Annotated in this window: 11 protein-coding genes; 1 reads left to right on the forward strand and 10 read right to left on the reverse strand. The window is 42.8% G+C overall.

Going from position 1 to position 13,909, the window contains the following annotated elements; translation table 11 throughout:
- Positions 1 to 154: 154 nt before the first annotated feature.
- The 5 genes from folK to mazG form a co-directional block, all read right to left on the reverse strand.
- Positions 155 to 682, reverse strand: a complete 528-nt coding sequence (gene folK / locus JFC08_RS10285; RefSeq protein ID WP_198330621.1) for a 2-amino-4-hydroxy-6-hydroxymethyldihydropteridine diphosphokinase — start codon at positions 680 to 682, stop codon at positions 155 to 157.
- A complete protein-coding gene (gene pcnB, locus JFC08_RS10290; RefSeq protein ID WP_198330622.1) occupies positions 675 to 2,951 on the reverse strand; it encodes a polynucleotide adenylyltransferase PcnB in 2,277 nt (758 codons plus the stop codon). Before pcnB ends, folK begins: the two co-directional genes overlap by 8 nt.
- A 237-nt stretch (positions 2,952 to 3,188) precedes the next feature.
- Positions 3,189 to 4,340, reverse strand: a complete 1,152-nt coding sequence (gene tnpB, locus JFC08_RS10295; protein ID WP_087813881.1) for an IS200/IS605 family element RNA-guided endonuclease TnpB — start codon at positions 4,338 to 4,340, stop codon at positions 3,189 to 3,191.
- Between the two features lie 121 nt (positions 4,341 to 4,461).
- The gene (locus JFC08_RS10300; RefSeq protein WP_227697733.1) at positions 4,462 to 4,761 is read right to left on the reverse strand and encodes a ComEA family DNA-binding protein; all 300 of its coding nucleotides are present in this window, start codon (positions 4,759 to 4,761) and stop codon (positions 4,462 to 4,464) included.
- A gap of 71 nt (positions 4,762 to 4,832) precedes the next feature.
- Positions 4,833 to 5,714: a nucleoside triphosphate pyrophosphohydrolase gene (mazG, locus tag JFC08_RS10305; RefSeq protein ID WP_087813883.1), complete on the reverse strand. Its 882-nt coding sequence runs from the start codon at positions 5,712 to 5,714 to the stop codon at positions 4,833 to 4,835.
- 131 nt (positions 5,715 to 5,845) lie between these two features.
- Between mazG and JFC08_RS10310 the strand changes: the two genes are divergently transcribed.
- A complete protein-coding gene (locus JFC08_RS10310; protein WP_087813884.1) occupies positions 5,846 to 7,333 on the forward strand; it encodes a phosphohexomutase domain-containing protein in 1,488 nt (495 codons plus the stop codon).
- Positions 7,334 to 7,423: 90 nt separating this feature from the next.
- Here JFC08_RS10310 and JFC08_RS10315 read toward each other — a convergent pair whose 3' ends face one another.
- The 5 genes from JFC08_RS10315 to JFC08_RS10335 all read right to left on the reverse strand — a co-directional run bounded on the left by JFC08_RS10315 (position 7,424) and on the right by JFC08_RS10335 (position 13,870).
- Complete coding sequence (locus tag JFC08_RS10315; protein WP_087813885.1) at positions 7,424 to 8,845, reverse strand: UDP-glucose 6-dehydrogenase; 1,422 nt, start codon at positions 8,843 to 8,845, stop codon at positions 7,424 to 7,426.
- Between the two features lie 40 nt (positions 8,846 to 8,885).
- Entirely contained in the window at positions 8,886 to 10,553 is a 1,668-nt protein-coding gene (pgi, locus tag JFC08_RS10320) for a glucose-6-phosphate isomerase (RefSeq protein WP_198330623.1), read from the reverse strand.
- A 3-nt stretch (positions 10,554 to 10,556) separates the two neighbouring features.
- The gene (locus JFC08_RS10325) at positions 10,557 to 11,441 is read right to left on the reverse strand and encodes a UTP--glucose-1-phosphate uridylyltransferase (RefSeq protein WP_198330624.1); all 885 of its coding nucleotides are present in this window, start codon (positions 11,439 to 11,441) and stop codon (positions 10,557 to 10,559) included.
- A 54-nt stretch (positions 11,442 to 11,495) separates the two neighbouring features.
- Positions 11,496 to 12,527 carry a UDP-glucose 4-epimerase GalE gene (galE, locus tag JFC08_RS10330; RefSeq protein WP_198330636.1) on the reverse strand — a complete coding sequence of 344 codons (1,032 nt, stop codon included), beginning with the start codon at positions 12,525 to 12,527 and terminating at the stop codon, positions 11,496 to 11,498.
- Between the two features lie 215 nt (positions 12,528 to 12,742).
- Complete coding sequence (locus tag JFC08_RS10335) at positions 12,743 to 13,870, reverse strand: stealth family protein (protein ID WP_198330625.1); 1,128 nt, start codon at positions 13,868 to 13,870, stop codon at positions 12,743 to 12,745.
- Positions 13,871 to 13,909: the final 39 nt, after the last annotated feature.

The following is a 13,909-nucleotide window of genomic DNA, read 5'->3' on the forward strand; positions in this document are numbered from 1 at the left end:
GTACCTTTTAGCACCTTTAGCTATTAGCTATTAGCTATTAGCTATTAGCTATTAGCTATTTATTCTGATTGTGACCAAAACTCTTAGCAATCCTCTGGTATAGGTGATTTACCTTAAAAGAGGTGAACGCTGTCACTCTTTTACAATAGATTGGCTACAGTAGTTTTAAGCCTGTCCAATCTTTGCTAGGCGGATAGTCATCTATCGACTTGCTAGCAATGATAAGCGCTGGAGCTAACTCTCGCAGTGGTAATAAGACAAAATTACGCTCAAACAATCCAGCGTGCGGTACGGTTAATTGTGGCTCAGTGATTTGCGCCTCACCCTCACCGTATAACAAAATATCGACATCCAAACTACGCTCACCCCAACGCCGTATTCGTGCACGCTTAGCCTCTTTTTCTAACTGTTGACAGTAAGCAAGCAACTCAAGAGGCGGCAATATCGTCTCAAACCCAGCGACGGCATTAACAAAATCAGGCTGATCTTGCGGCCCCATAGGCGCTGAAGCGTAAAACGAAGAAACCCGAACCGCACGTATTTGCTTATGCTCTTGCATCGCTGCGATTGCCTGCTGCAAATGTTCTATCGGTGAACCCAAGTCGTTAGACAAATTGCTACCCAAACCTAAGTAGCAGGTTACCCAATTCGCGTTGCCCGCATCATTAGTAATATTAGACATTGTCAGTACTAGGCTGGCGACGGCGACGTTTCGATGGGACAGGGCCTTTATTGTCATTCACACTACTCATACCAACATTGCCATTAGCAGCTTGGCTGGTTTTAACAGACTTTGCTTCTGTCGTTCTGGCTGGTTTTTTAGCGCTTTCAGGTGTCGTAACCTTCGCCACTTTTTTGCGCTCAACCGTTTTTTTAGCCGGAACATCTGTTTTATCAGTAAGCTGGGCTGCTGGCTTAGGTGCTTTTTTTGCATACTTTGCTACAGCTTTAACATCGTTGTTAGTCGTTACTTGCGCCTCTGTATTACTAGCAATATTTATACTATCTGCACTCGGCTGACGACGGCGACGCTTATGCGGTATCGGCTCATTATTCATACTGACGAGCGCAGGCGATCTTGCTACCGAGCGAGCCACAAACGAAGGCGTAACCTCTGACTGTGTTGCTTTTGGCTGCTGAGCTTGATTTGAGCGATCAGGTTTACTATCAGCCTTACTATAAGAGTTGGCATCAGAACTAGTATCCTGATTTTTTAGCGCTTTCTCAGTTAATACACTCTTATGGGCAGGTTTTTTCTGCGCCGCCTCTTGACGACTATCAGGTTTATCACCATTTGATAGCTGCTTCTGCAATGGTGGCACAACTTTTTCGTTCTCAATTACAAAGAGTGGTGCAGGCTTGGAATGATGGCGTTTATTTGCCGCTTGGTTGCTGCTATTGGCAAGGGATAGCTGTCGTAACTGAGCAAGCTCATGGCTGTCTTGACTTACTTGCTGCGATTCATAGTACTTGTTGTTATTGCTACCAGATTGCTTAACAGAGGCTGATTGACTGACAGCGCGGCGACGGCGTGCTGGAATATTTGACGGGTCATTTACCATATTCTGCTCATTCCTACCCTGCTCACCAGTATCATTGGCTTTGCTGTGCTTGGTATTTTTTTGATGAGATATTGAGTGATCGATGCTATTTGACTCTGAATTTTGATGATTACGCCCACGACCACGCTGCGCTTGTTGCCCTTTTTTATACGCACCGCGACGAATATTTTCATCAAAATCATCAATGACTTGCTGCTGCTCTCGTTCAGACAATGTCTGATAGGTCTGCCACCAATCGCCCATACCATTGGTCGACTCTGATAACGGATGCTCAGCATCACCGCATTGCTCACGCAATAACAAAAAGTCAAAACCTGCGCGAAAGCGTGGATGCTCAGACAGCTGAACGATTTGTTTGCTACGCGGGGCTGCAAGTCTTGGCTGCAATATCCAGATATCACGGATAAACTGCTCTGCAAATTTAGGAATCGCGGTCTTGATACGTTGACGATCAATCACTTTACCAGCGGCGTGCATTTGCGCTTCAGCAAACGGCATATTGCGCTTCTTGGCTTTTGCCAACTGATGCAGATAGTTTTCCCACAATAGCGCAGCATAAAAGAACGCCGGATTGATACTTTTGCCCGCAGCAATACGTTTGTCAGTATTAATAGCGACTTGATTGACCAATGCGCTTGGCTCAGATGGTGGGTAGATGATTAAGCTATCAATCGCCCCCGACTCAAACAATAGCGGCAATAATGGCACCAGATAACCACCGGTAAACATCTTCTGCGTCTCATCATAGAGACGATGCGGTGATATTTGCTCAAGCAATGCCCAATTGCCATCATGAAACTGATCGGCTAACTCGTCATCAAACTCAAAACCGAGCTTGGCTTTGAAACGTAAAGCACGCAACAAACGTACTGGATCTTCTTCGATACGCACTGGCGCATGGCCGAGCAGACGAATGATTTTATTATCAATGTCGTCAAGCGCACCGCAAAAATCATGAACCACACCTTTAAGCGGTTGATAATAAAGCGCGTTGATAGAAAAATCACGACGAGAGAAGTCTTGTTTGATATCACCCCAAACATTATCACGCAGGATCATACCGTCTTGATTGGTATTAGCATCATTGGTTGGTGGACCACGGAAGGTAGCAACCTCAATCAACTCACGGCCTGAATACACGTGCGCCAACTGAAAGCGGCGACCGATAATGCGGCAGCGCTTGCCAAAGACGTCTTTGATCTCATGCGGCTTGGCATCAGTGACAGCGTCAAAGTCTTTTGGACGTAAACCCAATAAGGTATCACGCACGCCGCCACCGACGATATAGGCATCAAACCCAGCTCGGTTTAAGGTGGCAATCACGTCAGTAATGGAATTGGGTAATTCAGATTTATTCAGTTCTAACTGCTTGGCGGCACGCTCGGCCATGCATCTACTCCTCGCCGGTATTCTTTAACCACCCCTGATGAACACAGCGTTTATCAGGCGGATGTACCTGCTAGTTTAACAAATTTTGCGCGTAGTAGGTGTGTTATGACATTTACTTACGTGCTATTTTGTCAATATTGGGGTTAAATGTACTACCCACCATCTATAGAGGTGGGGGCTTCTTAGGTAATACTCATACTTGATACGATATTCTGTATCAGCGGTTAAGCAAATTGACTAAGCTAACCCCGTCGCACCGACGGTTTTAATTGTTGCCATTATCAACCCCGCATTGAGGATATTGATACTGGCATTGATGTCTCGGTCATTATCTTGTTTACAAGACGGACACTGCCACTGGCGTAGTGATAATGGCAGTTCAGCTTTAGACAGTAAGTGATTACAGTTTGAGCAGGTCTTAGACGATGGATACCATCGGTCTATTCTAACAAGCATTTTTCTGTACCACTCAGCTTTATACGTCAGCATACTGATGAATGATGACCATGAGCTGTCACTAATGGCTTTAGCTAAACTACGGCTTTTAACCATGCCTTTGACGTTCAAATCCTCTATGGCAATAACATCGTGGTTTTTGATGATAGTGAATGAGAGTTTATGTAGAAAATCTTTTCGGGCATTGGTTATTTTTTCATAAATTTTGGCAACTTTGATTTTCTGCTTTTGATAGTTACGACTGTCTGACAGATTTCGCGCCTCTTTTTTAGCAACTTCTCTACGCTTGGCTAAAATATTTTGCTGACGAGCCAATTTTTTTTCAAGCTTTGATAGAAATTTAGGATTAGCCACTTTCGTACCGTCCGATAAGACGATAAAGTCGGTTAATCCTAAATCAATGCCGATGTTTGAATGAGTTTTAAGCAATTCATCAACCACTGTTTCAACCAGTAAACTGATAAAGTACTTACCTGATGGAGTTTTTGAGACAGTGGCACTTTTGATTAAACCATTTATTTTATTTGGGAACTTGGCTTTAATATGACCAATTTTAGGGAGTTTGATGGTGTTGTTAGTGACCGAAACTGTGCCTTTTTGATTATTAGTGGTATAGCTGTCTTTAATGCCTTTTTTCTTGAACCTAGGGAAGCCCGAGCCTTGTTTGAAAAACTTGTTATAGGCGCTGCGTAGGTTCTGCTGTACATTGGCTAAGGCGAGACTATCCACTTCTTTTAACCATTCAAACTGTTTTTTATACTGAGCGGGTGTGTTGTTTAGGGTAGTTTTAGTCGCTTCATAATAATCAATCTTATCGCTCAGCATTTTATTCCAGATAAAGCGCGTGCAGCCAAACGACTTGGCAAAGAATACTTGCTGTTCGTCATTAGGGTAGAGTCTGACTTTATAGGCTTTTAATACTTGTTTGCTCATAAGACTATATTACTTGATTTACTTATAATACAGAAGTAAATCTAACACATTAATGGGCATTCATCCCAATTTATAGAGGTAGGGGAATTCTACTTGAATTGGTTAAAGCAAAATACCACCCTTAATCTTGTACGCGTAAACGTGCTCGATTTTTCTCAACCGTTTTTGCGCCAATACCCTTAACCTTTACCAACTCATCAACGGTCTGAAAACTACCAAACATCTCACGATATAAAATAATCGCTTGGGCTTTGCTGCTGCCGATACCGTTTAATGAAACGAGCGCGCCTTCACTAGCACGATTGATATTAATGGTGGCTTGGTCACGTACCTGTATTTTGGCACTTTCTTGCGCCAATAGATATTTATAAGCCCTTTGAGGATTATCAAAACAAGGCGCAGCTTGAACACTGTTCAACATAAAAACCGCCAATATTAGACTGAAAACAGCCATATTGACTAAGCTAACAAATGAGACCTTATGATAAACGTTCATGACGATCGTTCATGTTGTTTCGCCGCTTCCCATAACGCATCCATCTCTGTTATATCGCTGTCTTCTAAACGCTTGCCAGTCGCAGCTAACTGCGCTTCAATATAACCAAAACGTGATTTGAATTTATGCACACACGTTAAGGTGGCTGCTTCTGCATCAAGATTGAGTTTACGCGCCACATTGACGAGCGCAAACATACAATCACCCAGCTCTTTTTCAATATCGCTAATATTGGCTTTGCTTATGTTATATTCAGCAGCATCTTTTGATTTATCTATCAATTCAGCCTTTAACTCGGCAATCTCTTCATCTAGCTTATCAAAAGCACCGCTAACGCCCTCCCAGTCAAACCCTAACTTTGACGCCTGTTTTTGCACATCTTGCGCTTGCATGAGCGCACTGCCCGCCTTGGTATTGTCTAAACGACGTTTTGGTTTGCCTCGTGCCTCGCGCGCTTGCTGCTCTTCCACTTTAATCTCATCCCAACGAGCTTTTACCGCCGTGTCATCTTCAAGGGTTTCAGCCTCAAAAACATGTGGGTGACGACGAATGAGCTTTTCTTGTAAAGTGGTGATAACATCGCTCATGCCAAAGCGACCTTGCTCAGCATACATCTGACAATGAAACACCACTTGCAGCAGCACATCGCCCAGCTCGCCTTTGATATCCTCATCGTCATTACTTTGTACCGCTTCGCCCAGCTCATAAGCTTCTTCGATGGCATAAGGAATAAGGCTGTGATTGGTTTGCTTTTTATCCCACGGACAGTCAACACGTAGCCGTGCCATCAAAGCCAATAAATCGTCTAATTCACCACTAGCAGTTGGCGTTCCTTGTGCTGGTGTAGGCGCTACTATTTTATTGTCGAGAGTATTCATAAGGGAGGCTCTTATATTTTTGCTTATCGTTCAATTTAGCAGTTAGTGTAGCATTGAACGCTTATTAGCTTATAATTATGCTATCTATTTTATTATTTTACCACTGCACATGCGCAAGGAATTTTATCATTATGTCTACGTCTGCGACCATTCGTTATCAGCCAGAAACTGCATTTAATCCCATTATTATTGATTCATTTAAAGCTTATGATATTCGCGGCGAGCTTGGGGTAAATCTAAACGAAGCCATTGCTTACCGTATTGGTCGTGCTTTTGCACAGATTTTATTTCAGCGTTATGGTGCGGCGGTTGAGGCTCATGACAATGATATGGTAAATCTAAAACCTGTCATCGTTATTGGTAGTGACATTCGCCATTCAAGCGAGCAATTAAAACAAGCGACCATCGCTGGTATTCTCGATGCTGGTGTCAATGTGATTGACTTGGGCATGAGCGGTACAGAAGAGGTCTATTTTGCCACCAGTTATTATCAGGCATTGGGTGGTATTGAGGTCACAGCCAGCCATAATCCTATTAACTATAACGGCTTAAAATTGGTTAAGGAACATTCAAAACCAATCAGTGCTGATGATGGTTTGGCAGAGATTCAAGCATTGGCAGAATCTGGGCAATTTATCACTAAAAACCGATCAGGAACGTTGCAATTATTAACTGATAAAAGCGCTTATGTCGATCATGTCATGACTTTTATCGATACCGATAAGCTCAAACCCCTCAAATTAGTGATTAACTCAGGCAATGGCAGTGCAGGGCCTGTGGTTGACTTGTTGATTGATAAGCTTGCACAAGCTGGTGCGCCAATTGAAGTGCTTAAACTGCATCATACACCAGATGGTAGCTTCCCCAATGGCATCCCCAACCCTATGATTGAAGCCAATAGAGTGGCGACTCAGCAAGCTGTTTTGGAAAATAAAGCCGACCTTGGCATTGCCTTTGATGGCGACTTTGACCGCTGCTTTTTATTTGATGAACATGGTGAATTTATTGATGGTAGCTATATAGTTGGAATGCTCGCTCAAGCATTTTTGAATAAGTACCCAAATGAGCCAATCGTCTACGATCCACGTGTCATTTACAATACTGAATCCGTGATTAAGGAACATAACGGTAAGGCTGTCATCAGTAAATCTGGTCACTCTTTTATCAAGCAAGTGATGCGTGATTCTGGTGCAGTTTATGGTGGCGAGATGTCAGCGCATCACTATTTTCGCGACTTTTTCTACTGTGATAGCGGCATGATTCCTTGGCTGCTCACCATCGAGCTGTTGTCTGTCACCGGAAAAACCTTATCAGAATTGGTTACTGGCTATATTCAAGCCTATCCAAGTTCAGGCGAGCTTAATTTTCGTCTCACAACAAATGATGCGCCAACGATTATTAGCGCTATTGAAGAAAAATTTAGCAGCGAAAATCCGACCAAATCAATACTTGATGGCTTGAGTCTTAACTTTGGCGAATGGCGCTTTAATCTGCGTGCCTCAAATACCGAACCACTGATCAGATTAAACATTGAAAGTCGTGGCAATGAAGAATTGTTAGCTATTAAAGTTAAAGAGATTCAACAGTGGCTAGCGGTACAAGGTGCTGTACTAGCGTAAATTAATACGGATAATTTCGATTAAAAACCAAAAAAAGCTCGCTGATAATTATCAACGAGCTTTTTTGATGATAGAAAAACTGGAATAAAGCTATTTAGACCGACCAATGCCCATATAGTCACCTACCAGACTATCGATCTGCAATCGTGTCAGTGCATTTTGCGCATCAAATACTGGTATTGCTTGTTGATTAAGCTGTGCAATATCTAGCTGATCTCGTGGCGACCAACTGATGATAAAAATTGCCTGTGCGGTATTTAGCTGCTGATAAGGGCTATTAATCAATTGCAGTAATGGTTGCTGCTGATAAAGCGCGGCAAGTTCATCTTGTGCTTTATCGCTATAAACCAAAGTACGAATATTGTAAGACCACAGCAATGCTAGTAATGGATGTATGGCTGAACCTGCCGTCCGTCCCGAGCCTGCTTTATAACTACCACCCCAAATCATCACGGTTTTATTGTCAATAAAGCCATCAAAATACTGCCAGAATTTACGGAATATCAGCTCTTTTTGGTCTTCGTTGATGTGCATGACTGACTGTAATAGCGGCATATCTAAACTGTGCGTTTGGCTGGACTGCTGTAACTTAGCCAGTTCAGTGGGTAGTGTGTTACCACCAAAGCCCCAGCCTGCTTGTAGATAGCTGCTACCAACGCGTTCATCTAGCCCCATGATACGGCTAACTTGTTTGATATCAATCTGTTGACTGTCCGCCAAGCGTGACATCTCATTCATAAAACTCACTCGCGTCGCCAGCATCGCCATGATACTGCTACGGGCAAACTCTATCGTTGCGATATCAGCGTGATGAGCGGCACGCGCATGCTGCATTAACGGCTTCAACACTTCTAGATGCTGGCTACTGTTGGCTGTTTTTTCACCAAGTAACCATAGTGAAGGACTTAGCATTGAGCTATAAACATCACCGTCTTGCAAGAATACAAACGGCACATAGTAGACCCACGCGCGCTGCAAATTTTGCGCCAGTGCTGAGACAACCCCTAGTTTCTCAGTGCCACTTATAATCACGGGTAACGATTGCTGATGGCTGTGGTTGAAGGCGGTAATCCAGCTGGCTTCTGCCCATGCTGGCTTGATACTGTCTAAAAACAACCAATAAAGCGCAACGGTGCTTTGGTCGTCAATCTTACTACTCTCATTGCTCTCATTGGTGTGACGACTGTCACTAAAATTTGTCGTTTCATAATATTGTATTAACGTGTCAGCGCTAGCCAGTAATGCTGTACTGATAATAACCTGCTGCTGCTCATACATTTGCCACAGTGCTTGCAAATGATGCTCAAAGCCGTATTGTTGTATTTGCTGCGTCAATAGCTCAATATCTGCATAAAGATGCACGCGATGACCGAGACTTGCCAGCACCACGGCGCTAGTAATGGCCTCAATACTATGACCAATAAGCACACAAACTTGCTTGCTTGCAGTGCTTTGTGGTCTAGATTCATGCGTATATTTAGGTATATTGTCATTTATAGAAACAGCGCTCATGCGTTCACCTTTAATAATTATTGACTTAGTAGCAAAGCGATCAAGACAGCTGCTGAATATGTTTTAACAGCTGGTTAGTGGAGCTGTCAAACTGACTCTCACCTGCTTGCTGCATGGCTTGATGTACGGACTCCGCCATTTGCTTGCCCATCTCGACACCCCATTGATCAAACGGGTTAATATCCCAAATGCTGGCCATGACATAGACTTTATGCTCATAAAGTGCAATCAGCGATCCCAAACTATGCGGCGTCAGCTCATCGATTAGCAATGTTGTTGACGGCTGGTTGCCACGGTAATATTTATACTTATCCGCAGCAGAAGCTACTTGAACCTCAGTCTCTTGAAGCGCGGCATTACCAAAAGCCAGCACTCGGCTTTGTGCTAGACAATTGGCTAAAGACAGCTCATGCTGCTGCTGTAATGGCGCGTTCTGCGATTGACCACTATAACGGCGCGCACAAGCAATAAAGTCACAAGACACTTGCTGTGTGCCTTGATGTAGCAGCTGATAAAAGGCATGCTGAGCATTGGAGCCAATCTCGCCCCACAGAATCGGACAGGTATCGTAGTCAATATGGTCACCGTGTTGGGTAACTGATTTACCATTACTCTCCATCTCAAGCTGGGTTAAGTAGCTTGGTAAATAGCTGAGACGACCATCATAGGGCAACACGGTATGAGCATTTACCTGTAAAAAGGTACTGTTCCAAACAGCAAGTAGCCCTAATAATACGGGCACGTTCTCTGCAAAATCCGTCTGCGCAAAGTGCTCATCCATACTATGGGCACCGCTTAACAATTCTTTAAACCCAGCCATCCCGATACGAATGGCAATCGCCAGTCCTATCGCCGACCATAAAGAAAAACGCCCACCAACCCATTCCCAAAGCTGTAGCTGATGCTCAGGATGAATACCCCAAGCACTCATTTTTTCGCTGTTAGCGGAGATACCAATAAAGTGGCGGCGTAGCACACTGTCTTCAGTACCTGCACGCAGCTTGGCAGTGGCAAGCAACCATGACAAGGCCGTCTTTGCATTGGATAAGGTGTCCACCGTACCAAAAGATTTGGATGAGATAATAAACAAGGTGGTCTCAGGATTGAGGTGCTTGAGCAAATTATCAAGCTGAGTACCGTCCATATTAGAGACGAAATGTACTTCAATGTCGGTATCTGCCCACTCATCCAACGCGGTAGTCGCCATAAGCGGACCAAGATCAGAGCCACCCACCCCAATATTAACCACATCCGTAATAGCTTGACCAGAAAACCCGCGCCATGTACCACTGCGAACACGTTCAGATAAGCGCGCTACTTGCGAAAGACTGCCATGCACATCAGCGACAATATTTTGCCCATCGACTGGTAATGTTACTGTTTCTGGTAGCCGGAGCGCTGTATGCAAAGCGGCACGCGCTTCACTGGTATTCACCATAGCGCCTTGCATCAACGCATCAATTCGTGTGGACAATTCACAACTTTCTGCTAGCTGCAACAGACTTGCCAATACCTGCTCATCGATACATTGCTTGCTATAATCCATATATAGCGCGCCAGCTTGCATGCTAAAGCGCGTTGCACGACTGGCATCTTGCGCAAACAATGCTGCCAGTGACCATGGCTGCTTCGCTAGCATTTGTAGTTGCTGCCAGTATGTAGAGTTTCGAGCACTGTTATAAGCGCTATTGCCCTTTATTTCATCCATCAGCTATTCATCTTCTGCTAATTGCTGCTCGGCAAAATAGATAAATGCCTGCATATATGAGCGCATATCGCCTGCATCATAGCTGTCGCCGCGCATGGTCGTGACATTCACGCCGTATTCACTAATCAAGGCATCAATCGCATCGGTCAGCTGAATTTCACCACCGACCGAGGCTTTGGTATTGGCCAGATAGTCAAAAATGTGATTGCTAAAGACATAACGACCAACGACTGCTAATTTTGAGGGTGCATCGGCTAAGTTAGGCTTTTCTACAAATCCTGCGACTTTGAAGCTGGCATTTATATTTGCTTTATCATCTTCCCTATTCACTTCACTAAACGCTTCATGCAGTTTGGCAATACCATACTTATGCACATCTTCATCAGCGACTTTATCAACCAATATCTGTGAATGGTTATCTTCAGCAAAAGCATCAATCATAAAGGCTAAGTTATCAGCAGCCATATCGCCCGTAAAAGGATCAAGCACAACGTCGGGCAATAATACGGCAAAATCATGCTCACCAATAATGGGGCGAGCCGCGAGTACCGCATGACCCAAACCTAATGCTTTACCTTGACGTATCATCGAAACCGTCACATCGTCTGGTAGCCAGTTTAAGCTATCGGCTAGCTCATCTTTACCTTTATGACGCAGCTGGTTGTCCAGCTCAGCATTGATATCGAAGTAGTTTTCAATCGCGCTCTTTTGTGCATGACCAACCAAGACAATATGCTTAATACCAGCAGCAATCGCCTCTTCAACCACATAATGAATGGCAGGACGATTGCCAAGTGGCAATAGCTCTTTTGGCACAGCTTTAGACAATGGCAACATACGTGTACCAAAGCCTGCAACAGGGATGACGGCGTGAGTTATTTTTTTCATAATTTTTAAACTTTATTAAAAGAGGTGTGAGATAAAGGTTATATTTTATAAAAACTAAGCTAGATTATATCCATTCGGATTCATACTTTGCCAACGCCAGCTATCTTGGCACATATCAGTAATTGATAATTTTGCTTGCCACTCTAACAGGTTTTTCGCTTTATCAGCACTCGCGTAGCAGCTGGCTATGTCACCTGCGCGGCGTTCTGCAAATTGATAAGGAATTGGTTGTCCAGAAACGTTAGAAAATGCCGTTACTAGCTCTAATACAGAAGTACCTTTACCAGTACCTAAATTAATCGGTAAAAATCCTACTGGTGCCACTTGTCGCTCTAAATAATTTAACGCAGCGACATGACCTTGCGCCAAATCAGTAACATGGATAAAATCACGCACGCCAGTACCATCAATAGTTGGATAGTCATTACCAAAAATATTAAGTTTGGCAAGCTTGCCAACGGCTACTTGTGAGATATAGGGCATTAAGTTATTTGGGATATCATTAGGGTCTTCGCCAATCTGCCCTGATGGATGCGCCCCTACTGGATTAAAGTATCTAAGAGGTATCAGGTTCCAACTGTAATCCGATACAGCAAGATCTTCTAAGATATGCTCGACCGTCAGTTTACTTTGTCCATAAGGATTGGTACAAGAACGCGGTGAATTCTCGTCAATAGGCAGCGATTCGGGGTCACCATAAACTGTTGCTGATGATGAGAAAACAAGATTTTTGACATCATACTCTGCCATAACTTCTAGCAAGGTAATGGTACCACTGACGTTGTTATTGTAGTATAGCAATGGCTTGGCAACAGATTCGCCAACTGCTTTTAGTCCAGCGAAGTGAATCACGCCGAAGAAATGATGAGATAAAAATACTTGTCTAAGTGACTCAGCATCGCGAATATCGCCTTCGATAAACTCAATAGGCTTACCAATGAGAGCTGAGACACGATTGATGGCTTCACGACTACTATTAGATAAGTTGTCGTAAACTACAATCTCATAGCCAGCTTCATGCAAGGCGATACAGGTGTGTGTGCCAATATAGCCCGCACCACCCGTGACTAGTATTTTATTTTTCATCATATTATTCAAAAACTCTTTATTGTGTGAAATAGATATTTTAAGACAAACCAGCGTGCGATAACTATATTGCGCTATGGCCTTGTATACCTATAGATAAATGAGTCATTATCAACGTGATCCATTAATTGTATAATGAAACTTAACAATTGTATCAAGCTTCTACTGTCCAGCTATTACCAGCACTTATTTTATATAATATGTAACTATCATAGCTACTTATAATACGTCTCTAACATCGCTATCAAACGTTCATGATAATCTGGCAGCCTATTGTCTTTATTGCTCGTAAAATCGTTAGCACAGAAAGAATGCGGTGAAGCGTTCCGTTCTTTTAGTTTCAACAATTTTTCATAACGTGTTAATGCATGACGTGTACGTATATTAAAATAATAACAAATATCGATTTTTTCGATCGCTTTAGCCTCACAGTACAATAGCCAAGGGACTAAGAATGACGCCATATTAATATCATTGTGCCCACGAAATTTGTTAGGCAGAAATTCGATGATTTCATCATGAAATAAAGCCCATGCGCGCTCATAACCTGATTTTTTCAGTGGAAAATAAGTATGTACCAGTGTGTTCTTTATATCGTAAGAATAATGTCGATTGATGAGATCGATGCTCTTAAATGATGCTTTTAAAGTTGGTGTTTCAACCCCTCTCTTTCGCATATCATAAAGATTTTTAGTTGATACAAATAAGGAACTAATATTATTTGCCGAAAAAAAATGCTCTTGAGGCAACTCTTTTGCTACAAAAACATCATCGTTAAAATAGATAAAGTTCTCTGATAAACCAGGAATACGATATAAAAAAGCTTCAATCACATGTGAGTTAAATGTTGGTAAATACTGACTGTCTATGATTTCGATATGATCCACGACTGTCACCCCTTTCATTCCATCTAACCATTGGGGTGTCTGATTGTCTGTAACGATATAGATGTGTCTAACCCACGGTAAGTATTTTTTTACTGCTTTTACCGAATAATAGAGCTCATTATGATCTTCAAAACGAGCTTTATCAGTAGCATGTAACCCAATTTGAACGCGATCATAAGCTTGCTCAAATTTGTCGTACTTGTCTTTCCATGCTTTATCTGTGTTGTTGACCCAAGTAAATACCACATCTATAGCTCTATCGTCAGGCATAGCGACAGTATTGATGTTTGAATATTCCAAAAAGGCAGTTTCTGTAGATTCGCTAACACCCATTTCTGTATTGGTAATAGGATAGCGTTTATTAAAATAATCTCTAAAAAAAATACCTGGATCATTTTTCAGCTTCTTAAATTTGCGTCGATATTGTTCTAACATAGTTTCTTTTTTAATAACCATCTAGTTGCTACACCTATGAAAAGAGAGCTTAGATAAGCT

The sequence above is a fragment of the Psychrobacter cibarius genome (genome assembly GCF_016107535.1).
Lineage (GTDB): Bacteria > Pseudomonadota > Gammaproteobacteria > Pseudomonadales > Moraxellaceae > Psychrobacter > Psychrobacter cibarius.